The sequence below is a fragment of the Tomitella gaofuii genome (assembly GCF_014126825.1).
In the GTDB taxonomy this organism is placed as follows: Bacteria; Actinomycetota; Actinomycetes; order Mycobacteriales; family Mycobacteriaceae; genus Tomitella; species Tomitella gaofuii.
The window spans coordinates 1,586,764-1,610,358 of the sequence record NZ_CP059900.1; the positions used below are offsets into that span (position 1 = coordinate 1,586,764).

Here is a 23,595-nt window from a genome sequence, read left to right on the forward strand (position 1 = left end):
GACTTCACAGTAGGCCACGCGGGCGTGCGGGGCGCCCGGATCCTGAAACGGATCTGGACAGCGGACGGCGGATATGCCTGGCCCGGTACGACCCGCGACCAGCGTGATCACAGGACGAGGTGACGCGTGTCATGCCAGGTCGGGCGGGTGTGTCTCGCTCCGGCGCCACCCTCATTCGGGGGTATCGCACCGGCGGGGTGAGACGGGATTTCATCGGAACGTCGCCTCCTCGTCCGCCAGGATCCGCATCCCGGTGAAGTCGGACGGCTTGACTTGTGAAACATGAGCAAACCCGAGATCTCCCTGCCCGATCGTTCCGTCGCCGGCGGCACCACTCGCCGCAGCTTCCTCACATGGAGCGCCCTGGTGGGCGCGGCGGCGTTCACCCCCGCGATGCTGTCCGGACCCGACGCCGCGGCCGCCCCCGCGACCGGTTCGCTGGGCAGCGCCGGGAGCCTCGGCGGCGGTGACCCGTTCGCGCTCGGCGTGGCGTCGGGCGACCCCCTGCCGGACTCGGTGATCCTGTGGACGCGCGTGACGACCGATCCGCTCGTGCCCGGCGGCGGGGTGCCGCCGGTGCCGGTGCCGGTGGACTGGGAGGTGGCCCGCGACGAGCGGTTCCGCGACGTCGTCGCCCGCGGCAGCGACGTGGCCCTGCCGGCCGCGGCGCACTCCGTGCACGTCGACGTGCGGGGGCTCGAACCGTGGCGGCGCTACTACTACCGGTTCCGGGCGCTGGGGCAGGTCTCTCCCGTCGGTCGTACGCGGACCGCGCCCGCGGCGGGTGCCGACGTGGGCGCGATGGCCTTCGCCTGGGCGTCCTGCCAGGCCTGGTATCAGGGTTACTACACGGCGTATGCGGACATGGCGGAGCAGGACCTGGACGTGGTGTTCCACCTGGGCGACTACATCTATGAGTACGACCTGCCGGAGGATTCGGTGCGTCCCCTGACAGGCCTCAGCGCGGAGGTGCGCCGCGAGACGACGACTCTGCAGGACTATCGCCTGCGTTACGGGTTGTTCAAGAGCGACGCGCACCTGCAGAGCGCGCACCGCGCGGCGGCGTGGATCCACACCATCGACGACCACGAGGTGGACAACAACTGGGCGTCGCAGATCTCGCAGGACGAGGGCGCGGACCCGCGGGCGTTCCTCGAGCGGCGGGCGCAGGCGTTCCGGGCCTGGTGGGAGCACACGCCCACCCGGGTGCTGCCGCCGTCGGGGCCGGACATGCGCCTGTACCGGCGCTACGAATACGGGGCGCTGGCGTCGTTCTCCGTGCTCGACACCCGCCAGTACCGCAGCGACCAGGCGCACGGCGACGGCCAGCACGTGCAGGATGACGTCACTGCCGACGCGGGGCGCACGATCACCGGCGGGGAGCAGGAGCAGTGGATCCTCGACGGGTTCGACCGGTCGGAGGCCCGCTGGAACTTCCTGGCACACCAGACGGTCATCACCGACCTGCCGCGGATCCGCGACGGTGAGCGCAAGGTGAGCATGGACCAGTGGGGCGGATACGAGGCGTCGCGCCACCGCATCCTCGACGGCGCGCGGGACCGAGGAGTACGCAACCTCGTCTCGATGGTGGGCGACATCCACCGCACCACCGTCTCCGAACTGCGGCGCGACTACCGCGACGACTCCTCGCCGGCCGTCGGCGTGGAGATGGCGGGCACGTCCATCGCCTCCGGCAAGGACGGCGAGGACAGCGACAAGGCGAACGAGGAGTTCCTCGCGAACAACCCGGCGATGAAGTTCGGCAGCGCCCAGCGCGGATACGTGCTCTGCGAGCTGCGGCCGGACCGGTGGCAGGCGCGGCTGAAGGTGACCGACAAGGTCACCGTGCCCGGCCGGCCGGTGCGCACCCGGGCCACGGTCACCGTGCCCGACGGGAAGCCGGAGATCGACGTGCGTGCGTGAGCGCACCGCGGAGTCGCCGACCGCGGTGTATGAGCCGCAGACGGCGTGAGACGTCTGCGGCTCATACACGCGTGTTTGGTCGAGGGTGTGAAGGAGATCCGTGCGATGCGGGAGGCGGCGGGGCTCACGCAGTCGGAGCTCGCCGCCAGGGTCGGCATGTCGCAGCCGAACATCTCCGCCTACGAGTCGGGTGCACGGACGCCGGGGGCGGAGACGATCGGCCGTATCCGTGCGGCCTGCCGGCCGCGTCCCGGCAGGCTGCTGTCCGAAAACAGACGGGAGATCCGCCGGATCGCCGCGGAGCACAAGGCGCACGATCCGCGGGTGTTCGGCTCCATCGCGCGGGGGGAGGACACGCCGGCTTCGGATCTGGATCTTCTCGTGCGGTTCGACGACGACGCGAGCCTGTTCGACCTCGTGGGACTGGCAGAGGCACTCGAGGCGCTCCTCGGGGTCCGGGTGGATATCGTCTCCGAGGCTGGCCTGACCAGGCGGAGCCGTGCGATACGCGATGAGGCGGTCGCGATCTGATGGCGGACGACGATCGTCGCGGAGGCGGGGGGAGGGCGGTAGCACGGGCTCGGGTGCGGGCGGGGCTGAGAAAACGGCCCGGTGCGACCTGGCCGTGCGCTACGGAGATCGCGCCGTGGAGGCTCTCGATGCGCTCGTTGCGTACTGCGACGAGGCCGCCGAGCTCACGGCGAGGGGCAGGAAAGCCTACGAGAGTGACGTTCTGTTGCGCCGCGCGTCGGAGGCCATCTTCCATCACGTCGGCGACACGATCCGGAACTCGCTGCCGCCAAGGCTGCTCGAGGAGCACCCGGGCCAGCCGTGGAGCTTGATCGTCGGGATGCGCGTGCGGATGGCGCACATCTACGCCGAGAACGATACGTCGATCATGTGGAACACCCTCGTCGAACACGTGCCCCGCCTGCGCGAGTACATCGCTCACGGGATTCTGCGCGGCTGAACGCGGAGGCGCATCCGGCGCTGTCCGGTGACGAGGGCCCGCAATCGTGTTGATGGATACGGATGGTGCGGCCACCGCATAAGTTGTCATGCATGCGAGAAACGGACTCTGCGAGCTTCGGTGGCGAGTGCCGCCCCGACCCGCTCGACGGCTACGCCTTGTGCTGGGGTTGCGTCCCGGGCACCGGCCTCACGGATCTGGCGGCGCTCGCCGCTCGGCACGGCTTCCGCGAGATCAGCGTGCGGCCCCGCCAGTACTTCGCGGCGGCCGGCGACGACCCCGCGTGGCGGGGGAAGTTCGACGACGCCGGCGTGCGCGTGGGCGTGATCGACGCGATGCTGTCGCGCCTGCCCGGGGCGCCGGAGCCGCACGAAGTTCCGCAGTCGCTGCGGCCCGATTACGCGCTGGGCCTCGACGACTGCCTCGAGGCGGCGGAGGCGCTCGGTGCGCGGGCGCTCAACGTCGCGCACTACCTGGGCAGCCCGGTCCCGCCGGACGAGCTGGCCGACGCGGTCGGTGAGATCGCCGACGCCGCGGCGCGGATCGGCGTGGCCGTGGCGCTCGAGTTCATTCCGGACACCGGCATCCCCGACCTGGCCGCAGCGCTCGACATCGCCCGCCGGGCCGCGCGTCCCAATGCGGGCGTGCTCTTCGACAGCTGGCACTTTCTGCGCAACGGGGGCGCACTCGGCGACATCGCGGGCCTCGCGCAGTGCCCCGTCGTCGAGGCCCAGCTCAGCGACCGTCGCACGCCGGCACCCGGCGAGGAATACGTGCCCATGAAGGGGCGGTTGCCGCTGGGGGAGGGCGAGGCGCCGCTCGCCGCCATCGCGCGGGCACTGCGGCAGGCGGCGCCGGAGACGGTGTTCAGCCTCGAGATCTTCCCGGACCAGCCCGGCGACCCGGACCGGACGGTGGCGCACCTGGCGGAGACCACCCGCACGTTCGCGGCTTCCCACGGGTGAGCGCGTGCCTACGCCCCGGAGCCGGTATCCGTAGGCACGCGCTCACCGGTCACGCGGTCACTGCGCGGGGAACGCCTCCGGCAGCGCCATCCCCCGCTCGGCCATGACGGCGCGCAGGCGGGTGGGGTAATCGGTGATGAGTCCGTCGACGCCGAGGTCGATGAGCTCGGCCATGCGGGCGGTGTCGTCGACGGTCCACGGCACCACGCGGTAGCCGGCGTCGTGCGCGGCGGCGATGAGCGGCGCGTCGACGAGCGTGTGCGATGGGGACAGGACCTCGACGCCGAGAGCGTCCGCGGCCGCGAGGATGTCCCCGCCCACCGCGTCGTAGTCCACGGGGCCGGTCCACTCGGACCCGGGGAACCAGTTGGAGTCGTTCCACAGCATCACCAGCGGGATCGACGGCTCCGCCGCGCGCACCAGCGGTAGCGACCGCCAATCGAAGCTCTGGATCATCACCTTGTCGGTGACGCCCGCATCGCGCACCGCGGAGAGGATCGTGTCGACGAACTCCTGCGGCGAGGCGGTGAGCCCGGGCCGGTCGGCCTCGATCTTCGTCTCGATGTTGAAGTGCACGTCCGCATTCCGCTCCTGCGCGACGGCGAACACGTCGCGGAGCCGGATGAGCGTGTTGCCCTCGACCACCTCCGTATCCGGGTGGTTCGGCAGCGGCACGTCGCAGGCGAGCGTCTGCAGCTGGTCCCAGGTGAGGTCGTGGAGGGCGTCGCCGACGTACGGGAACATCGGATCGCCGTCGGTCGCGGGCGCGGTGTCGCGGCACTTGCCCGCGGAGATCACCGGGTCGTGCCACACCACCGGCACGCCGTCCGCGCTGATGCCGATGTCCAGCTCCAACGTGGTGACGCCCAGCTCGACGGCCTTCTCGAACGCCCGGCGCGACTCCTCGGTGGTCTCGCCCAGGCCGCCGCGGTGGGCCTGCAGGTCGAAGCCGTCCGGAAGGTTCGCCGCGGGGCCGGCGCCGCCGCCCGGGAGCGATCCCGTGTCGGCCGACCCGGTGGACCCGAACGGGTCGACCGACCCGAAGGGGCCGGCGGCCGGGGCCGCGTACGCCACGGCGGTGATCGCGGTGGCGGCGGCGATCGCGGACGCGAGAACGGAGGCGCCGCGTACCAGCGGCCGCCGACTCCGCCTTCCGGGACGTCGACTGTGCGACATGAGGTTCCTTTCACGTGTGTGGACACCCCGTTCCGGGGTGCATCGTCGACGCTAGGTGCGGCACGGCGCTCCGGCGGGACACGTGCGGGGAGCGCCCCGAGGGTTCACCAGGCGATCGCCCGCCGGTCGCCGCGGCGCCGCCTCACCGGTCACGATGTCGTCACGCCGCAGGAACGTGTCGGAGGCCTGTGCGAGACTCGGCGCTGTCGGTCCGAGTTCCGGGCGGTGCACAGAGGGGACGGTGGGAGGTAGTCGATGCGCGTGTCGCACCCATATCTGCGGGTGGTCGCGGGGTTCTTCGCCGCCGTGTTCCTCATGGGCGTCGTCGACCTGGGCTTGGACGGCGAGGTGGGCGCTGCGATCGTCTCGCTGCTGCTGGCGGGCGCGCTCGGCTGGTATGCGGTGATCGGGCCGTTGCGCGTGCGTGCGCGGCGCATCCGCGAGCAGAACGCCGCGACGGCCGCCCGTGCCGACGCGGCGAACCAGGCCTACCTGGCGGGTGACTGGCGCGCCGCGATGGCGCCGCCGCCACCTGCACCGCCGCGACTGCCCGTGCGGCGCGGCGTCCTCGCCGCCATCGGCGTGGCCGCGTTCTTCTTCGTCATCGCCGTCGTCAGCGTGGTCACCGGCAGCGGCGACGCGGCCACGTCGGGCAGCTCCCCGGCGACGGCCGTGCAGGTGCGGTAGCTAGTCGCCCAGCTGCTTCTCCAGCGCTTCGAGCACGGCCATGTCCTCGATGGTGGAGGGCACCACCACGTCCTGACCGTCGACGAGCTGGCGCATCGTCTTGCGCAGGATCTTGCCGGAGCGGGTTTTGGGGAGCGCGTCCACCACTGTGACGTCCCGGAACGAGGCGACGGCGCCGATCTCGTCGCGCACCAGCGCCACCAGCTGTTCACGCAGCGCGTCGGCATCGATCGTGGAGCCGGACTTGAGCACCACGTAGCCGCTGGGGCGCTGGCCTTTGAGGTCGTCGTGGATGCCGATCACCGCGCACTCGGCCACGTCCGGATGCCCCGCCACCACGGCCTCCATCCCGCCGGTGGACAGCCGGTGCCCGGCCACGTTGATCACGTCGTCGGAGCGCCCGAGGACGAAGATGTACCCGTCCTCGTCGATGCGGCCGGAGTCGCCGGTGGCGTAGTACCCGGGGAACGCCGCCATGTACGACGAGTGAAACCGCTCCGGGTCGCCCCACAATCCGGTGAGCGTCCCCGGGGGCAGCGGCAGCCGGATGGCGATGTTGCCCTCCTCGCCTGTCGCCACCTGGACGCCTTTGTCGTCGAGGATCTCCACCCGGAACCCGGGCACCGGCACGGTGGACGAGCCGGGTTTGATGGGCATCGGCTCGAGCCCCACCAGGTTGGCGGTGATGGGCCAGCCGGTCTCCGTCTGCCACCAGTTGTCGATGACGGGCACGCCGAGCACCCTGCCCGCCCACTCGAACGTGTCCGGGTCCAGCCGCTCGCCGGCGGTGAACAGGTGGGTCATCGTGGACATGTCGTGCGCGGACATCAACGCGGCGTCGGGGTCGACCTTGCGGATGGCGCGGACGGCGGTGGGCGCGGTGAACAGTGCCTTGACGCCGTGCTGGGCGATGACCCGCCAGAAGGCGCCGGCGTCGGGGGTGCCCACGGGTTTGCCTTCGTAGAGCACCGTGGTGGCGCCGGCGAGCAGAGGTGCGTAGACGATGTACGAGTGCCCCACCACCCATCCGACGTCCGAGGCGCACCACCAGACGTCGCCCGCACGGACATCGAAGATGCCGCCCATGGACCAGTGGAGCGCCACCGCGTAGCCGCCGTTGTCGCGCACCACACCCTTCGGCTTGCCGGTGGTTCCGGAGGTGTAGAGGACGTAGAGCGGATCGGTGGCCGCGACCGCCACGGGGTCGGCGGGTGCGGCGTCCGCCATGAGCGCGTCCCAGTCGAGCCAGTCCGGGTGGTCCTCGGCGGACCCGGCGACCTGTTCGCGTGTCTTGACGATCACCGTCCGCGGGGCGGCCGGCGTCATCTCCAGCGCCTGGCGCACCATCGGAAGGTACGGCACGGGACGCGCCGGTTCGATGCCGCCGGACGCGGTGATGAGCGCCTTCGGCTCGGCGTCGTCGATGCGGGCGGCGAGCTCCTTGGCCGCGAAGCCGCCGAACACCACCGAGTGCACGGCGCCCAGCCGCGCGCAGGCGAGCATGGCGATTGCGGCCTCGGGGATCATCGGCATGTAGACGACGACGCGGTCGCCGTGGCTGATGCCCTGCGCGGCCAGCACGCCCGCGAAGCGCGATACCTCGTCGAGCAGCTCCGCGTAGGTGTAGGTGCGCTGCACGCCGAGCATGGCGGAGTCGTAGATCAGCGCGGCACGGTCGCCGTGCCCTGCGGCCACATGGCGGTCGAGCGCGTTGGCGCAGGTGTTGAGCCGGCCGTCCGGGAACCATCGGCCGGATTCGGACGCCTCGGCATCGAGGGCGCGGGTCGGGGGCGTCGACCATGCGATCCCCTGCGCGGCGGCCAACCAGAACGCGTCCGGCGTCGTGGCCGACGCGTCGTAGGCCTGTGCGTACGCGCCGGTGTGCGGGCCTGGTCCGCTGTGGCCGCTGCTGGTCATGTCCCACCTCGACTCGGGTCGTCCGATCTGAACGGTTCGTGCACTCCCACACTATTGTGCGGACGGTCACAGCGTCACGGTCGCCGGGCGGTGCGATGCGCTTCACCCCCGGACAGGGGGCCGCGCAGTCCGGCGCCGCACGCGGTCAAGGGAGCCCCAGCCGCCGGTATCGGTCCAGCCGGGCGCGCATACGGTCATCGTCGCCCACCTCCGTGAGCGCGCGCAGTTCGGCGGCGATCGCCTCACCGGCGCGCGCGCCGAGCTCTGCGGGGCCATCGCCGGACTCCTCGAGGACGACGGCGTCGATGATCCCGTCGCGCAGCAGGTCACGCGACCGCACGCCCTGCTGCTCTGCCATCTGCGGGGCGTGCGCGGTGTCGCGGTGCACGATGGCGCTCGCCCCCTCGGGCGGCAGCGGTGCGAGCCAGCCGTGCTGGGCTGCGAGCACGCGGTCGGCGGGCAGCAGCGCCAGCGCCCCGCCGCCGCTGCCCTGGCCGAGGATGATCGACACCGTCGCGGTGCGCAGGGTCACCAGGTCGGCCACGCAGCGAGCGATCTCCGGGGCCAGCCCCCGCTCCTCGGCGGCGACGGACAGCGCCGCGCCCACGGTGTCGATGACGAGGACGAGGGGCAGACGCACCTGTTCGGCCAGCCGCATCGCCCGGCGGGCCTCCCGTAGCGCGCCGGGTCCCAGAGGTGTCGACGGCGTCTGCGCCACTCGGTCCTGGCCCAGCACGACCGCGGGCACGCCGCGGATCCGGGCCAGCGCCAGCACCATCGCGCTCTCCACCTCGCCCTGGCCGGTGCCGCTGAGGGGGACGAGGTCGGTGGCGGCGTGGGCGAGCAGGGTGCGGATGCCGGGCCTGTCGCCGTGCCGCGACAGGATCACCGACTGCCACGCGGGGACGTCGGGCACGTCCTGATACCGGGAGACGACCTGCGGCGCGGGGCCGGGCGCTGCGTGCGGGCCGGGTGCGTGCAAGGTATCCGGACGCCCCGCGAGAACCCGCAGCGCGCGGACGAGCAGGGGGCGCAGGTCGGCGGCGGCGACGACGCCGTCGACGATGCCGTTGCGGAAGAGGTTCTCCGCCGTCTGCACCCCGGTGGGGAACTCCTCGCCGTATAGCGCCGCGTACACACGCGGCCCCAGAAAACCGATGAGCGCACCCGGCTGGGCCACGGTGATGTGGCCGAGCGAGCCCCACGAGGCGAACACGCCGCCGGTCGTCGGGTTGCGGAGGTAGACGAGGTAGGGCAGGTGCGCGGCCTTGTGGTTCTGTGCGGCCGCGGCGATCTTCACCATCTGCAGGAACGCCGTGGTGCCCTCCTGCATGCGCGTGCCGCCGGAGGTGGGCGAGGCGATCACCGGAAGCCGTTCCGCGGTGGCGCGCTCGATGGCGGAGGTGATGCGCTCGGCCGCGGCCACGCCGATGGAGCCGCCGAGGAACCCGAACTCGCAGGCGATCAGCGTCACCCGGCGGCCGTCCACCGTGGCCTCGCCGGTGAGCACCGATTCGTCGACGCCGGTGCGCTCGCGGGCGCGTCGTAGGGAATCCGCGTAGGCGTCGGTGTGCGGCAGGCGCACGGGTTCGGCGTCCCACGATACGAAAGTGCCCGCGTCGGTGACGGCCTCGATGAGCGCGAGCGCGGTGATGCGTTCCGGTGCGTCGCCGGGTGCGGGCATGTGCCGTCTCCTCGCGGGGGTCGTCCGGTCCGGGCCGGGCCGGTGCCCCAGACGCTACCGCCGACGTCGGTGCGGGGCTGTATCTTCGAATCGAGCGGCTACCGGCGGGTAGGCGGTGGGCCGGCGGCGAACGGGAGAGGAGCGAGCGGGTGACGGGAACCGAGGCGCAGTCCGGGCAGGTGGGCGTGCGGCACGAGGGAGCCGTGGCGGTGCTGGAACTGCAGCGGGCGGACAAGCGCAATGCGCTGAACACCTCGATGTGCGACGCGATCCGCGAGGCCGTGGAGGAGGCGGCCGGGGGCGGTGCCCGCGCCGTCGTGATCACCGGCGCGGGCACCGCCTTCTGCGCGGGCGCCGACCTGTCCGGCGACGTCTACAGCAGCCGCTTCCCGCTGGCGTTGGTGCACATGCTGCACACGATCGAACAGGTGCGGGTCCCGGTGATCGCCGCGGTGAACGGCCCCGCGATCGGCGCGGGCACCCAGCTCGCCCTGGCCTGCGACCTGCGCGTCGTCGACGAGGGCGCGCGCTTCCAGATCCCCGTGGTCAAGGTGGGACTGGCGGTGCACAACTGGACCGTCCGCAAGCTCACGGAGATGGTCGGCGGTGGCCACGCGCGCACGATGCTCCTGGGCGCGCAGCAGATGGACAGCGTCCAGGCGGGCACGCTGGGCCTGGCGAACCGGATCGGCGATGTGGCGGCGGCCCGGGAGTGGGCGGCCGAGCTGGCGGGATACGCCCCGCTGAGCCTGCAGCACCTGAAGATGGTCTTCAACGACGACGGCGGCCGGTCCAAAGCCTCGGACGAGCAGACGGAGCTGTTCAACAAGGTCTGGGCCAGCGAGGACAAGTCGGAGGCGAGCAGGGCGCGGCGCGAGGGCCGCGCACCCCGGTTCCAAGGAGTGTGACCGTCGTGCGAGTGGGAGAACCCCGCCGCGCCGGCCTGCGCGATGCCCGGGCGGCAGCGGCACTCGCGGCTGCGGGCGCCGCGGCGGCCGTGCTGGCGGGCGAGTTGCGCCACGTGCGCGGCGAGATCGGCGCCCCGGCGCGGCGGGGAGTGCGGTTCCGCAACACCGAGCCGTCGGCGTCGTTCGCGCCGGAGGGGCTGTGGCGGGGCCTGCAGGAACTGCGCCGGGACGGCGGCCCCCGGACTCCCGCCAGGTCGATTCCGGTGATCGTGCCGGACGTCGGCGCCGTGGCGGGGGAGTGCGCCGCGACGTGGCTGGGGCACGCGACGGTGCTGCTCGAGATCGAGGGGCGGCGGGTGCTCACGGATCCGGTCATGCGATACCGCTGCTCGCCGTCCCGGTGGCTGGGCCCGCGGCGCCTGCACCGGCCGCCGGTGACCGCCGCGGGGCTCCCGCCGGTCGACGCGGTGGTGATCTCACACGACCATTACGACCATCTCGAGCGTGCGACGGTGGTCCGCCTGGCGCGCACGCAGGACTGCACCTTCATCGTGCCGACGGGGGTGGCCGCGCACCTGCGTCAGTGGGGTGTCGACGACGGCCGCATCGTGGAACTGGGGTGGGGGGCGTCCGCCGTCGTGGCGGGGCTGACGTTCACCTCGTGCGAGGTGCGGCACTTCTCCGGCCGGGGCCTCCGGCGGGACGGGACCCAGTGGGCGGGCTGGAGTGTGACGGGCGCGCGGAGGCGCGTGTTCTTCGGCGGCGACAGCGGCTACACATCGGCATTCCGGTCCGCCGGCGACGCGCACGGGCCGTTCGATCTGACGGTGCTGCCCATCGGCGCGTACTCCACCCTGTGGCCGGACATCCACATGACGCCGGAGGAGGCCGTCAACGCGTGCGGCGACCTCAACCCCGGAGGGCGCACCACGCTGCTCCCGGTGCACTGGGCGACCTTCGATCTGGCTCCGCACTCCTGGTCCGATCCCATCGATCGGCTGTGCGCGGCGGTAGGGCGCGTGGCGGGGAACGGCCGAGGAGGCGGGATCGCGGTGGCGGTTCCGCCGCCCGGGCGCAGGGTGGACCTCGCGCCGACGGCCGACGGCACAGGGATGTTGGACGGCACAGGGATGTCGGACGGCACCGGAACGGAGGACGGTGCAGGGGCGGGCGACGGCGCCACTCCCGTCGCGGAGGAGCACCGCTGGTGGAGTGACGACCGCATCACGGATTGAGGGACGCATCACCGATTGACGGCCGCGCGCGGCGGCGGAGTCATTAGGGTGTCGGTGTGTCAGTCGACGAGTCGGATCCCGCAGGTGAGGCCCGGGTGCGCGCGGCGGCCACGGACCAGGGTGCGCCGGTGCCGCGCTCTCCGGAGCCCGTGATGGCGCCGCCGAACGGGCAGGGGACGGGCCGGCGGGAGCCGGGCCTGTCCGCGTCGGAGGTGGCGCAGCGGATGCGCGACGGGCTCGCCAACGACGTTCCGCAGCGCGGCTCGCGCTCCACCACGGACATCATCCGCGCCAACGTCTTCAACCGCATCAACGCGATGCTCGGCGTTCTGCTCGTGATCGTGCTCGCCGCCGGTTCGCCGATCGACGGCATGTTCGGCCTGGTGATCATCGCGAACAGCGGCATCGGGATCATCCAGGAACTGCGCGCCAAGCGCACCCTCGACAAACTCACGATCGTCGGCCAGGCGCAGCCGGTGGTCCGCCGCGGCGGCACCGCGTCAGGGCTGCCGCCCGAGCAGGTCGTCGCCGACGACATCATCGAGCTGGGCGCGGGCGACCAGCTGGTGGTGGACGGCGAGGTGATCGAGGCCGCGGGGCTCGAGGTGGACGAGTCGCTGCTCACCGGCGAGTCCGATCCTGTGCACAAGCCGGTGGGGTCGCGCGTGCTCTCCGGCAGCTTCGTCGCCGCGGGCGGCGGCGCCTTCCGCGCCACCGCGGTGGGGACGCAGGCGTACGCGGCCCGCCTGGCCGACGAGGCGAGCCGGTTCAGCCTGGTCGATTCGGAGCTGCGCACGGGCGTGGACCGCATCCTCAAGTTCGTCACCTACCTGCTCATCCCCGCGGGTGCGTTGACCATCTACAACCAGCTGGTCAACTCGCAGGAGGGCGTGCGCGATTCACTGATCGGCATGGTGGCGGCACTGGTGCCGATGGTGCCGGAGGGCCTGGTGCTGATGACGTCGATCGCGTTCGCGGTGGGCGTGGTGCGGCTGGGGCAGCGCAAGTGCCTGGTGCAGGAGTTGCCCGCCATCGAGGGGCTCGCCCGCGTGGACGTGGTGTGCGCGGACAAGACCGGCACGCTGACGGAGAACGGCATGCGCCTGGCCGAGGTGCGTGTCACCGGCGCCGCACGCGGGGGTGCTGCGCCGGGCGGCGGTGCTGAGAGCGCGCGGGTGGACGCGGCGCTGGCGGCTCTCGCGGCGGCGGAGGCGCGGCCCAACGCGTCGATCCTTGCGATCCAGGAGGCGAGGCCGGACGACCCGGGCTGGCGTGCCACGGCCGTCGCGCCGTTCTCATCGGCGAAGAAGTGGAGCGGGATCTCCTTCGGCGACGAGGGCGATTGGCTGCTGGGAGCACCGGACGTGCTCCTGGATCCGGCGTCGGACGTGGCGCGCGAGGCCGAGGAGATCGGGTCGCACGGGCTGCGTGTGTTGTTGCTCGCCGAGGCCGGCCGCCCCGTCGACGACCCGGACGTCGCCGCCACCGCGCGACCGGCCGCCCTGGTGGTGCTGGAGCAGAAGGTGCGGCCCGACGCCCGCGCCACGCTGGACTATTTCGACGCCCAGGGCGTGGCGGTCAAGGTGATCTCGGGAGACAACGCCGTGTCGGTGGGCGCCGTCGCCGACTCGCTCGGCATCACGGCAGGCGGCGCCGCGATGGACGCACGCACGCTGCCGGACGACGTGGACGGGCTGGCCGACGTCCTCGGTGGGACGACGACCTTCGGGCGCGTGCGGCCCGACCAGAAGAGGGCGATGGTCGCCGCTCTGCAATCACGCGGGCACACGGTGGCGATGACGGGCGACGGCGTCAACGACGTGCTGGCGCTCAAGGACGCCGACATCGGGGTGGCGATGGGCTCGGGCAGCCCCGCCACCCGGTCCGTCGCCCAGATCGTGTTGCTCGACGACAAGTTCGCCACCCTGCCGTACGTGGTGGGCGAGGGGCGCCGGGTGATCGGCAACATCGAACGGGTCGCCAACCTGTTCCTCACCAAGACGGTGTATTCCGCGCTGCTGGCGTTCCTGGTGGGTTTCGCCGGGGTCATCGCGGCCATCGCGGACGCCGATCCGGTCCCCTTCCCGTTCCTGCCCAGGCACGTGACCATCGCGGCGTGGTTCACCATCGGCGTGCCGGCGTTCATCCTGTCGCTGGCGCCCAACAACGAGCGCGCGCGTACGGGCTTCGTCTCCCGCGTCCTGCGACTGGCGGTGCCGGCGGGCGTCATCATCGGCATCGTCACGTTCGTCTGCTACATGATCGTCTACCAGGGGGCGGACCTGCCCGAGCCCGTGCGGGAGCAGGTGTCGACCAGTGTCCTGATCACCCTGATCGTCGCGAGCCTGTGGGTGCTGGTGGTGGTCGCACGGCCGTACCAGTGGTGGAAGATCGTCCTGCTCGTGGTCTCGGGCCTGGCTTACGTGGTGCTGTTTTCGATCCCGTTCGTGCGCACCTTCTTCGAGATCGACCCGTCCCACTGGCAGTGGACGGTCACCGGGCTCGCCTGCGGTGTGGTGGGGGCGGCGTTGATCGAAGCGGTCTTCTGGATCGGCAGGGCGCGCACGGGGGACAGTCGGCCGCTGTGGGGGCGCACGGGCGGGGCGTGACGCCCGCCGTGGTGCGGAAGACGATCGCGAGGGCGCCGGCCCTGCAATCACGGCCCGAACGTGGAACGGTGGAGTGGGATATGCCGGAGAGCCCGGCATGCGGACGACTGGAGGTGGGCCTGATGGGCTTCGCTGACTCGCTCAAGGGCCTTGTGGGCAAGGCGAAGGGCTACGCGCAGCAGAACCCTGACAAGATCGACCAGGCGGTGGAGAAGATCGGCGACACCGTCGACGAGAAGACCGGCGGCAAGTACGCGGACAAGGTCGACAAGGCGCAGGACACGATCAAGGGCAAGCTCTCGGAGTAGTCTTCGTCCGGAGCGGAGGCGCCGGTGGCGGCCGGTCGCAGGGGTGATCCCTGCGCGGCCGGCCGTCGTGTGCCCAGATCAGGACGGGAGAATCGATGACCACGCTGAAGGTGACCGAGACGTTCGCGCTGTCCCCGCAGGAGGCATGGGACCGGGCGTCGGATCTGCATCGATTCGAGCAATGGCTGACGATCCACGACGGCTGGCGCAGCGAGCTTCCCGACACCGTCGAGCAGGGCCTGGAGCTGACGTCGGTGATCTCGGTGCGCGGCATGCGCAATCGCGTCGACTGGACGCTGGAGGAATACCGCCCCATCGAGCGGATCGGGCTGCGCGGAGCGGGGAAGAGCGGCACGAAGGTGGCGATGACGCTGACGATCGCGCCGGCGGGCGACGGCTCGGCGATCACCATGGACGTCGAATTCTCCAATCCGATGGCGCGGGGCCCCATCGGCTCCGCGATCGGGCGGTCGCTCAAGGGCGACATCACGCGTTCGATGGCGAAACTCGCGGCTCTGCCGGACTGACCTGCTCCGCCGGGCGGGCGCCTGCGCCGGGGACCGCGGCGGATCAGCGTCCGGCGAGCCGCCCCGCTATGCGGGTGGTGGACCGTTTGGGGACGTGCGGCACCTCCCACACCTCGGCTCCCAACGAGTCGGCCGCCAGGCGCTTGGGCTCGGCGTGCGGATCGCCCACGGTGAACACCAGCGCGCGAGGCGCCAACGGTTCGAGCACTCGGCAGTAATCGCGCCATCCGGCGACGTTCGGGTCTCCGGAGATGATGAAGGCGCCGTCGACGCAGCGCAGCGCAGCGAGCATCGCGGCGCGGTCCGCGGCGGTATTGATGGGGCGCGTCATGCCCTTCCAGGCGCGGATGCGTTCATCGTCCTCGACGCCGACGACCAGGAGGTGGCCACGTCGATGGGCCTCGCCCAGCAGCCGCAGGTGCCCCACGTGCAGGATGTCGAATGCGCCGGTGGCCACCACCGGGCGCGACGGCGGCTCGGGGGTGGTCCAGGCGGTGGTGAGGTGCTGTCGGGTCACCTCCGCATTGTCCACCAGCGGGCACGCGCGCACCGGGGAAGGCGCGCGCAACGGCGTTCCCGGCAGCGCCGCCGTGCGTTAATGTCGGGGGCATGGCCGTGACCAAGGTGGACCGGGACGCCGTGCAGGCCGCACTGTTCGAGCAGTGGTCGGTGCTGGAACAGCTGCTGCGCACGCTGGACGCCGAGCAGTGGCAGGCCGCCACCGCATTGCCGGGATGGACGGTGCACGACATCGCCGCGCACATCATCGGCACCGAGTCGATGCTCGACGGCCGGGAGACGCCGCCCGCGCCGGTCGGCGCCGCCCCGGCGGCGCACGTGCGCAATCCCATCGGCGAGGTCAACGAACGCTGGGTGCGGTCCCTGCGGGACGTGCGGCCGGCGGATCTGATGGACAGGTGGACGGCGCTGCTGGCCCGGCGCCGGCACGCGCTCGAGCAGATGCCGCAGGCGAGCTTCGACGCCGCGACCACCACGCCTGTGGGTCCGGAATCGTACGGGCGGTTCATGCGTATCCGGTTGTTCGACTGCTGGATGCACGAGCTCGACATCCGTGACGCCGTCGCGCGTCCGGGGGAGGAGGGCGGCGCCCGCGCCGAGCTCGCGTTCACCGAGATCGCCGGCGCGGTCCCGTTCCTCGTAGGCAAGAAGGCGGGCGCGCCGGACGGCGCCCGGGTCCGCCTGCGTCTCGACGGCCCGATTCTGCGGACGTTCGACGTCCATGTGACCGACGGGCGCGCGGCGATGGCGCCGATCGACGGGGAGCCGGACGTCACCGTCACCATGCCGTCCGGGGTGATCGCCCGGCTGGCCGGGGGCCGGATGACGATGGATGAGGTTGTGCATCAGATCGCGGTCGAGGTGGGGCGGCCCGGTGCGATGAGCGCCGAGGACGCGGTGGCGCTGGGGTGGCGGATCCCGGCGTCGCTGGCGTTCACGATCTGAGTATCCGCCCGCGCCGGGCGGATCCGCACCCGTTCGTGCGGGTTCCTCGGCACTGAAGGAGCACGAGCGCTTTCGTATAGTGATTCCATGGCTTTGATCACGGAGGTCGAGACCGCCGAGGGGCGGGTGCGCGGCCGCCGCTACCGGGAATTCCTCAGCTGGCGCGGGATTCCGTTCGCCCTGCCGCCCATGGGCAGGCTGCGGTTTCGCTCGCCTCAGCCGATGACGCCCTGGTCGGGGGTGCGTGACGCGCTGAGCTGGGGTTTCGCGCCTCCGCAGATGAAGTTCGCCACCATGATGGGGCTAGGCAAGTACCAGCCGATGAGCGAGGACTGCCTCACGCTCAACGTGCTTGCGCCGGCGGCCCCCAGCGCGCGGCCGCGCCCGGTCATGGTCTACATCCATGGCGGCGGATACGTCATCGGCACCAGCGCGACGATGGTCTACGGCGGCCAGGGTCTGGTGGAGCACGGCGACATCGTCTACGTTTCGCTCAATTACCGGTTGGGTCCGCTGGGCTACCTGGACTTCTCGGAGTTCTCGACGCCGTCGCGCCCCATCGAATCCAATCTGGGCCTGCGGGACCAGATCGCCGCGCTCGAGTGGGTGCACCGCAACATCGCGGCCTTCGGTGGCGACCCGGACAACGTGACGGTGTTCGGCGAGTCGGCCGGCGGCAACGCCGTGGTGTCGCTCATGTCGTCGCCGCATGCGGAGGGCCTGTTCAGCAGGTCTATCGCGCAGAGCGCGAATGCTGCCGTCTGCTATGGGCCGGAACGGTCGCAGCGGTGGTCGCGGATCTTCCTCGACGAGCTCGGTGCTGAGGACGGCCGCGAGGTGCAGGCGCTCGAGTCCGCGGGCGTCCGGCACCTGGGCAAGGCGGGGCTGTCCTTCATGCGGCGCGCACTGGAAGACGAGCCCGGGACGCTCGGCTACGCACCGGTCGTCGACGGGGATGTTCTGCCGATGGCGCCTCTCGACGCGTTCGCCGAGGGCAAGACGCAAAGGTTGCCCATGATCATCGGCACCAACCGCCGCGAGGCTGCGCTGTTCCGCAAGTTCGGCGACGAGGGCATGCCGCTCACCACCGACCGTGTTGATCTGCTGTTCGAGAACACCCAACCGGAGTTGCGCAAGCGTGTGCTCTCTGCCTACCCGTCGTATCCCTCGGACAACGCGCTGACCGCACTGTGCGGCGACGCCATGTTCTGGAAGCCGTCGCTGGACTGCGCGGACGGGCACACGCAGACGGCGCCCACGTACCGGTACCGCTACGACTATGCGCCGCGGCTGATGGACACGCTCGGCCTGGGGGCGACGCACGCGACTGAGCTGGTGCCGGTGTTCGGGCTGGGGGAGACGACCTTCGGCAAGTCCATGACCACGCTCGGCGGCGCGCGTGACCTGCGCGGCGTGAGCCGGAGGATGCAGGGGCACTGGCTGCGCTTCGCACGTGAGGGGGCGCCCATGGACACCTGGCCGCGCTACGACACCCACGAGCGCCGCACCATGATCTTCGACCGCCGCGACCGCGTGGTCTCCGATCCGCGCCGCGAACGCCGAGAGGCCTGGGAGGGCTTCCGCGGGTATCGGTGACCCGCGCCGCAGTCGCGCGTGGGCGGAGCGGGCGGGTGGCAGAATGGGCACTGGACGCATCCGATGCGGGCGTGCCGCGTCGGGCCTTGTGCGACGGACGTTGCGCGACGGACGGGAGCGGCAGTGGTGGAGCGGGACTCCGGCCAGGCGGAGGATGTGGCAGAGGGCGCGGTGTGCGTGGGCGTCGACGGGTCCGAGGGCTCGGCGCGCGCGGTGCGATGGGCCGCGCGGTACGCGGTGGCGGGGGTCTTTCCGCTGCGCCTGCTCTACGTGGTGACGGTGCCCTCGGTGTTCTACACCGAGCCGATGGCGGCGCGGTTCGTCGAGGAGGAGCGCACGCGCATTGCCGAGAAGGTGCTGCGTGATGCGGCCGACGCCGCGCGGGCGGCAGTGGACGGCGCGGATCTGACGATCGACGCCGGCTACGAGGTGGGGTCGCCGTCCGAGGCGCTCATCGATCGCACCGCCGACGCGCGCCTGCTCGTGATGGGCACACGGGGCCACGGCGAGTTGACCGGGCTTTTCGTCGGGTCGGTGACGCGGGCGATCGTCGGGCACGCGCACTGCCCGGTGGCGGTGATCCCCGGGCTGCCGGGCGGCGTCCCCGATCCGGCGGACAGGACCGAAGCGCCGGTCGTCGTCGGCGTGGACGGCTCGGAGGCCGGGCTCGCCGCGCTCGATTGGGCGTACGCGGAGGCGGACTCGCGGGGCGCGGAACTCGTGGCCGTGCACGTGTGGAGCGACGCCGGCGTGCAGCCGCGGCTGCTCGGCTCGCGCGCGGGCGACCCGTATTGGCGGCGGGTCCAGCGCTCCGAGGAGGAGCAGCTCCGCGGCCTGGTCGACGAGCGGGCCGCGCAGCATCCGGGGACATGGGTACGGCAGGTGGTCGAACGCGAGAACCCGGCGAAGATCCTCACCGAGTGGTCGGCGGACGCGCAGCTGGTCGTCACCGGCAGCAGGGGCCGCGGCGGGTTCGCGGGTCTGGTGCTCGGCTCCACCAGCCACGCTCTCCTGCACCGGACCAAGTGTCCGCTGGTCGTAGTACGGCCACGTTGACAGTGCGGTCCGGGCGGGCGCCGGGCCGCCGGGATTCAGTGGCCGGTCATCGCACGCCGCGCGGGCGGAACTGCACGCTGATCCGGGAGCCGCGCACGCGGGCCGACTTGGGTATGCAATGTTCCCAGGTGCGCTGGCAGCTGCCGCCCATGACGATGAGGTCGCCGTGCCCCAGCGGGAACCGCAGCGATGCCGAGCGGCCCGCGCCGTCGGCCCGCCGCCGCGGGCGGAGCAGGAGCGTCCGCGCTGTGCCCAGCGACAGGATAGCGACCATGGTGTCCTCGGTGCGGCCGCGGCCGATGTCGTCCCCGTGCCAGGCGACGCTGTCGGCCCCGTCGCGGTATCGGCACATCCCGACGGTGCGGAACGGCTCGCCGAGCTCCGCGCCGAAGTGGTCCGACAACAGTGACAGCCCCTGTGCGATGAGCGGGTGGGGGAGCGGCTCCCCCTCGCCGTAGAAACGGACCAGCCGCGGCACGTCCACCACGCGGTCGTACATCGTCCGTCGCTCCGCGCGCCAGTCCACCGTCTGCACTAGCCGGCCCGGGAGGGCCTGCGCGCCGCGCAGCCAGTTCGGGTGCAACTCCACCCACGCGCCGTCGGAGAGCGGTGTGCGCGTCCCGGCCCCGACGGAGTCGCCCGCGGCGGGGGCGGCCGGCGGCAGGGGGCGGAAGCAGGGGCGCTCCACTGCCGAGTCGAACAGTGTCGGTTGGAAGGCCGCCGTCATGATGCGAGCATACATTCGAATCGAACACCTGCGCTAGAACCGTGCCGGGCGGGTGTCGGCGGCGGCCGGACGCTCAGACGGGTCCGCCGAGTCCCGCGTGCATCTCCCAGACGATCACCTCGGCGTCGGGTCCGTCCGTGCCGGGAGCGGCCACCGGCGACAGGCGCACGCCACCGTCGCCGGTGATCCGCACGGCGTCGCCCTCGGCCAGCGGGCCCGCACCCTCGAGGTCGACCGGTCCGCGCGCCACGAACACGTGCAGCAGCGGGGCGTCGGGGAGCGTGACCGGTCGGGCGTCGGGCCGGAGCCTGACGACGTGCATCGCGGCGTGCCGGTTGTGGATGCGGATCGCCGCGTGGTCGCGGTACGCGTCCATACCGGAGGCGACGGTGACCATTCCGCCGCGCAGCAGCGCATCGTCGACCTCGAGCTGTTCGTAGCCCGGCGTGAGGCCCGGCTCGTCCGGCACCACCCACATCTGGATGAGGCGGACCGCCTCATCGTGCTCGCGCGAGAACTCCGCGGTGACGCCGTCGAGGCGCCACGCGTCGTTCTTCTCGGAGTGCAGAACGCCGGTGCCCGCGCTCATCCGCTGTGCGAGCCCCGGATAGATCACCCCGGAATTTCCCATGGAGTCCTGGTGCACCAGAGAACCGCGCAGAACCCAGGTGACGATCTCCATGTCGCGATGCGGATGGGTGTCGAAGCCCCGGCCCGACGCTACGACGTCGTCGTTGTTGACCATCAGCACCCCATGGTGGGTGTTGGCGGGGTCGTAGTGGTGGCCGAAGGAGAACGAATGGTGCGAATCGAGCCAGTCGATCCGCGTGGAGAAGCGGTCCGCTGCGCGGCGCACATCCATGCGCGGAACGCGGGCGCCCGAAGGGGGCATGGTCACTGGGGGCTCCTTCACGCTGTCGGCACCGCGGCCGAGCCCGTGCCGCGATGCCGGGCCCGGAACCGATTGTACGCAGCGGCATCCGGGTCCCGTGGTTCCAGGACGTGCGATGCCGCGCACCGGCACACTGTGGTCATGACGGACAGCTTTCCCACCGTGCCCGCCCCGACCGTTCCCGCCTCCGCCGCCCCGCCCGAGCCCCGCTTCCGTGGGATGCTGTGGCGTGCGGACGGGGGCGCCGTCGAGGGGCTGTCCGCGCGGGAACTGGCCGACGCGACGCGAGGCGGCGAGCGGGGCGCGACGTTCTGGATCGATGTGCTGTGGCCGGACGAGGAGGTGCTCGGCGAGCTCACGCAGACGTTCAACCTGGACACCAATGCGATCGAGGACACCATCGCCTACGACGAGCGGCCCAAGGCCACACGGCACGCCGGCCACCTGTTCGTCACCGCCTACGCGACAGGCATCGACGACGGGCTGGACGGACGTGCCGGCCCCGCCGGAGCACCCGCGGCGCCCGGGCGAACGGACATGGCGCTGCAGGAGGACGCGGCGGCGAATGCCGCGTTCGCGCAGTGGGCCGACACAGGCAACGGGGATCCCGCCGGCAACGGGGTTGCTCCGGGGGCGGGGCCGGGCGCCGGGGAGGCGGCCGGCGATGGGGCGGACGCGGCCGTGCGGCGCCGGCGTCGGCGCAGGCACCGGCGCCGGCGCGGCGAGGGCGCTGCGCCGACGAGCCTGCGCGCCAGCCGGGTCTCGATGTTCGTGCTCCCGCGCGGCGTCATCACGGTCCGGCGCGACGACCGCTTCGACGTCGATCGGGCCGTCGCACGGTGGCGGAACGGCACCGCCGGTGGGGCGGAGGGGCCGCTGGGGTTGCTGCACGCGATCCTCGACGTCATCGTCGACGGCCACCTGGACACGGCGGAGCAGTTCGACGACGCGCTGGAGGACATCGAGGACCGGCTGTTCGACGAGCGCATCCACGATCGTGCGGTGCAGCGGACCAACTACCGGTTACGCAAGGAGCTCGTGCACTTCCGGCGCCTGGTTCTGCCTATGCGCGACGTGGTCGGCGCGATCGTCCGGCACCGGGACGACCATGACGGCGACGCCTGGTCCAAGGAACTCAGCAGCGATTTCGCGGACCTGTTCGACCACGTGCTCCGCGTCGCCGAATGGACGGAGTCGCTGCGTGAGCTCGTGACGACGATCTTCGAGACCAATCTTTCGCTGCAGGACGCCCGGTTGAACACGGTGATGAAGAAGCTCACCGGCTGGGCGGCCATCATCGCCGTGCCCACCGCCATCACCGGGTGGTTCGGGCAGAACGTGCCCTACCCGGGCTCGGACCAGGTCTCCGGGCTCATCGCCAGCACGGTCGCCATCGCCACCCTGGCGCTGTTGCTGTTCGTGGTGTTCCGCCGCAAAGACTGGATCTGACGGTGAACGGCGTCGTGGACGATTCCGAAGACCCCGCGGCGGACGCTGTGGAGGCCGCGGCGGACAGGCGCTCACGCCGGCTGTTCACGGCGCTGGTCCCGCCTGTCGCCGTCCGGGCCGCTGTCGTCGCGGCGCTGCCCGGGGACCTGGGCGTGCGGTGGACGCGCGCAGAGCAGATGCACGTCACCCTCGCCTTCCACGGTGCCGTGCGCGACGTCGGGTCGCTGGTCGAGCGGATCTCCACGGCCGCCGCGGGGCATCCTCCGATCCGGCTGCGGATCGGCGGCGCAGGCAGCTTCGACCACCACGGCGGCAGCGTCGTCTGGCTCGGTGCGGACGGGGCCACGGCGGCGGACCGCGCGGAACTGCGCGCCCTCGCCGAGGGCTGCGGCGCGTCACGGCGGTTCACCCCCGCACCTCACGCTGGCCCGGGTGCGGCGCTCGCAGGCGGCGTCGGCGCTCACCGTCGCGGCGGCCGTCGAGCCCGTCGAGATCGCGGTGCACGAGGTGAGCATCGTCGAATCTCTGCTGGGGGCGGGGGAGGGCGGGCGTGCGCTGTACACGGTGGTGGCGCGGCCCGGGCTGAGCGGGTGCGCGGGCACGGAAGGGCCGCCGCGGCGGGAGTGACGGACAGGGGCACGGCCGCGACCCTGTGGCAGGAGGACGGCGGCGGGTGCCATACTTGCGCGGGCTCCGGGGGGAGCCTGCTTCAGGGGGGGATCATGCACACGACAGGTCATTCGACACCGGTGGACGCGGCGGGGGTGCCTGTGCACAGTCCGCGCTTCGCCGACCCGGGCCGAAGCTCCTGGTTCCACATCGTCACCGCGCTCGTCGCCGCGCTGCTGCCGCTCGCCGCGCTCGGAACCTTTCTCCCGGCGAGTTGGTGGGTCTCGGGGCTGTTCCTGTTCTTCACAGCCGTTCTCTGGGTGCCCGGCTACCTGACCGTTCTGTGGATCGCGTTCCGCATGGCGCAGTCCCGCAATTCCGGTCCGCGGTACTTCCACCGCGCGCCGCGCCTCGTGAAGTCGGTGACGGCCGCCGCATTGTGGGTGATGGCGTTGTCGTCACTCTTCTGCGCATTCATCATGCACCACGAGGAGTACGCGGGCACCGATGCGCACTCGCTCGCCGAGTACGTGGGCTTCAGTCGCGGTGAGACCGCCGAAGAGCTCTTCTACTCGGTTGCCGGGATTGGCGTTATCGGCGGATTCGTTGTCGCAGTCGTGGGGTACGTGAGCGCGATTCTGGTCGGATCCCACGCGCAGGGTCGGGCGAGGACGCAAGCGCTCGCCGCGCACGGCGTCGCCTTTCCCGTCCATTCCACGAAACGCGGGGTGAGCGAGCGGGAACGGCGTTAGTGTCGACGTGCCGCGCGGGACTGTGGGCCTGGCGAGGTGCGCGGTCGGTGCGCGCCGCTGCGCGGGTCGGCCTCCGCAGGGCACAGGCCCGGCACAATGCGCAATGGACTGTATCGGAGGCGGCCGCATGATCGGTGGAAC

At 71.9% G+C, this 23,595-nt stretch carries 22 protein-coding genes and 1 pseudogene; 17 read left to right on the forward strand and 6 right to left on the reverse strand.

Translation table 11 applies throughout. The annotated features are described in order from the left end of the window. Window positions 1-282 precede the first annotated feature (282 nt). From H4F70_RS07425 to H4F70_RS07440, 4 genes are all read left to right on the forward strand, one after another. Window positions 283-1,923, forward strand: a complete 1,641-nt coding sequence (locus tag H4F70_RS07425; protein ID WP_182359689.1) for an alkaline phosphatase D family protein — start codon at window positions 283-285, stop codon at window positions 1,921-1,923. 87 nt (window positions 1,924-2,010) lie between these two features. Further along, a complete protein-coding gene (locus H4F70_RS07430) occupies window positions 2,011-2,454 on the forward strand; it encodes a helix-turn-helix domain-containing protein (RefSeq protein ID WP_235681387.1) in 444 nt (147 codons plus the stop codon). A gap of 115 nt (window positions 2,455-2,569) precedes the next feature. Beyond that, window positions 2,570-2,893 carry a HepT-like ribonuclease domain-containing protein gene (locus tag H4F70_RS07435; RefSeq protein ID WP_182359690.1) on the forward strand — a complete coding sequence of 108 codons (324 nt, stop codon included), beginning with the start codon at window positions 2,570-2,572 and terminating at the stop codon, window positions 2,891-2,893. Window positions 2,894-2,985: 92 nt separating this feature from the next. Beyond that, window positions 2,986-3,858 carry a sugar phosphate isomerase/epimerase family protein gene (locus H4F70_RS07440; protein WP_182359691.1) on the forward strand — a complete coding sequence of 291 codons (873 nt, stop codon included), beginning with the start codon at window positions 2,986-2,988 and terminating at the stop codon, window positions 3,856-3,858. 57 nt (window positions 3,859-3,915) lie between these two features. On the opposite strand, the gene H4F70_RS07445 is transcribed toward H4F70_RS07440, so the two are convergent. Beyond that, window positions 3,916-5,034 (reverse strand): glycerophosphodiester phosphodiesterase family protein, encoded by a 1,119-nt coding sequence (locus tag H4F70_RS07445; RefSeq protein WP_182359692.1) that lies wholly within the window; start codon window positions 5,032-5,034, stop codon window positions 3,916-3,918. A gap of 255 nt (window positions 5,035-5,289) precedes the next feature. On the opposite strand from H4F70_RS07445, the gene H4F70_RS07450 reads away from it, so the two are divergent. Further along, entirely contained in the window at window positions 5,290-5,721 is a 432-nt protein-coding gene (locus H4F70_RS07450; protein ID WP_182359693.1) for a hypothetical protein, read from the forward strand. Here H4F70_RS07450 and H4F70_RS07455 read toward each other — a convergent pair whose 3' ends face one another. Then, window positions 5,722-7,638: a propionyl-CoA synthetase gene (locus H4F70_RS07455; protein ID WP_182359694.1), complete on the reverse strand. Its 1,917-nt coding sequence runs from the start codon at window positions 7,636-7,638 to the stop codon at window positions 5,722-5,724. Between the two features lie 145 nt (window positions 7,639-7,783). Then, the gene (locus H4F70_RS07460) at window positions 7,784-9,322 is read right to left on the reverse strand and encodes a carboxyl transferase domain-containing protein (protein ID WP_182359695.1); all 1,539 of its coding nucleotides are present in this window, start codon (window positions 9,320-9,322) and stop codon (window positions 7,784-7,786) included. A 149-nt stretch (window positions 9,323-9,471) separates the two neighbouring features. Between H4F70_RS07460 and H4F70_RS07465 the strand changes: the two genes are divergently transcribed. The 5 genes from H4F70_RS07465 to H4F70_RS07485 all read left to right on the forward strand — a co-directional run bounded on the left by H4F70_RS07465 (window position 9,472) and on the right by H4F70_RS07485 (window position 14,909). After that, entirely contained in the window at window positions 9,472-10,230 is a 759-nt protein-coding gene (locus H4F70_RS07465; protein ID WP_235681388.1) for an enoyl-CoA hydratase, read from the forward strand. An 11-nt stretch (window positions 10,231-10,241) separates the two neighbouring features. Next, window positions 10,242-11,465, forward strand: coding sequence for an MBL fold metallo-hydrolase (locus tag H4F70_RS07470; RefSeq protein WP_235681389.1), 1,224 nt, complete (start codon window positions 10,242-10,244; stop codon window positions 11,463-11,465). 152 nt (window positions 11,466-11,617) lie between these two features. Then, on the forward strand, window positions 11,618-14,074 hold the full coding sequence (locus H4F70_RS07475) for an HAD-IC family P-type ATPase (protein ID WP_182360240.1): 2,457 nt from the start codon (window positions 11,618-11,620) through the stop codon (window positions 14,072-14,074). A gap of 122 nt (window positions 14,075-14,196) precedes the next feature. Beyond that, window positions 14,197-14,382: an antitoxin gene (locus H4F70_RS07480; protein WP_182359696.1), complete on the forward strand. Its 186-nt coding sequence runs from the start codon at window positions 14,197-14,199 to the stop codon at window positions 14,380-14,382. Window positions 14,383-14,477: 95 nt separating this feature from the next. Next, window positions 14,478-14,909 (forward strand): type II toxin-antitoxin system Rv0910 family toxin, encoded by a 432-nt coding sequence (locus H4F70_RS07485; protein ID WP_182359697.1) that lies wholly within the window; start codon window positions 14,478-14,480, stop codon window positions 14,907-14,909. A 43-nt stretch (window positions 14,910-14,952) separates the two neighbouring features. On the opposite strand, the gene H4F70_RS07490 is transcribed toward H4F70_RS07485, so the two are convergent. Then, a complete protein-coding gene (locus H4F70_RS07490; protein WP_182359698.1) occupies window positions 14,953-15,426 on the reverse strand; it encodes an adenylyltransferase/cytidyltransferase family protein in 474 nt (157 codons plus the stop codon). Between the two features lie 92 nt (window positions 15,427-15,518). Here H4F70_RS07490 and H4F70_RS07495 point away from each other — a divergent pair, with 92 nt between their 5' ends. The 3 genes from H4F70_RS07495 to H4F70_RS07505 all read left to right on the forward strand — a co-directional run bounded on the left by H4F70_RS07495 (window position 15,519) and on the right by H4F70_RS07505 (window position 19,025). Further along, a complete protein-coding gene (locus H4F70_RS07495) occupies window positions 15,519-16,373 on the forward strand; it encodes a maleylpyruvate isomerase family mycothiol-dependent enzyme (protein WP_235681390.1) in 855 nt (284 codons plus the stop codon). An 87-nt stretch (window positions 16,374-16,460) separates the two neighbouring features. Beyond that, a complete protein-coding gene (locus H4F70_RS07500) occupies window positions 16,461-17,969 on the forward strand; it encodes a carboxylesterase/lipase family protein (protein WP_182359699.1) in 1,509 nt (502 codons plus the stop codon). A 123-nt stretch (window positions 17,970-18,092) separates the two neighbouring features. Beyond that, window positions 18,093-19,025: a universal stress protein gene (locus H4F70_RS07505; protein WP_182359700.1), complete on the forward strand. Its 933-nt coding sequence runs from the start codon at window positions 18,093-18,095 to the stop codon at window positions 19,023-19,025. Between the two features lie 46 nt (window positions 19,026-19,071). Here H4F70_RS07505 and H4F70_RS07510 read toward each other — a convergent pair whose 3' ends face one another. Both H4F70_RS07510 and H4F70_RS07515 read right to left on the reverse strand, forming a co-directional pair. Continuing rightward, a complete protein-coding gene (locus tag H4F70_RS07510; RefSeq protein WP_182359701.1) occupies window positions 19,072-19,752 on the reverse strand; it encodes an alpha-ketoglutarate-dependent dioxygenase AlkB in 681 nt (226 codons plus the stop codon). A 73-nt stretch (window positions 19,753-19,825) separates the two neighbouring features. Further along, window positions 19,826-20,644, reverse strand: coding sequence for a pirin family protein (locus H4F70_RS07515; RefSeq protein ID WP_182360242.1), 819 nt, complete (start codon window positions 20,642-20,644; stop codon window positions 19,826-19,828). 141 nt (window positions 20,645-20,785) lie between these two features. Between H4F70_RS07515 and H4F70_RS20810 the strand changes: the two genes are divergently transcribed. From H4F70_RS20810 to H4F70_RS20455, 4 genes and pseudogenes are all read left to right on the forward strand, one after another. Continuing rightward, window positions 20,786-22,093: a magnesium transporter CorA family protein gene (locus H4F70_RS20810; RefSeq protein ID WP_268968366.1), complete on the forward strand. Its 1,308-nt coding sequence runs from the start codon at window positions 20,786-20,788 to the stop codon at window positions 22,091-22,093. A gap of 176 nt (window positions 22,094-22,269) precedes the next feature. Beyond that, a pseudogene (locus tag H4F70_RS21125) lies at window positions 22,270-22,455 on the forward strand (2'-5' RNA ligase family protein); the annotation flags it as partial. Between the two features lie 70 nt (window positions 22,456-22,525). Next, on the forward strand, window positions 22,526-22,720 hold the full coding sequence (locus tag H4F70_RS20450) for a hypothetical protein (RefSeq protein WP_235681392.1): 195 nt from the start codon (window positions 22,526-22,528) through the stop codon (window positions 22,718-22,720). 95 nt (window positions 22,721-22,815) lie between these two features. After that, on the forward strand, window positions 22,816-23,454 hold the full coding sequence (locus H4F70_RS20455; protein WP_235681393.1) for a hypothetical protein: 639 nt from the start codon (window positions 22,816-22,818) through the stop codon (window positions 23,452-23,454). The last annotated feature ends 141 nt before the right edge of the window (window positions 23,455-23,595 follow it).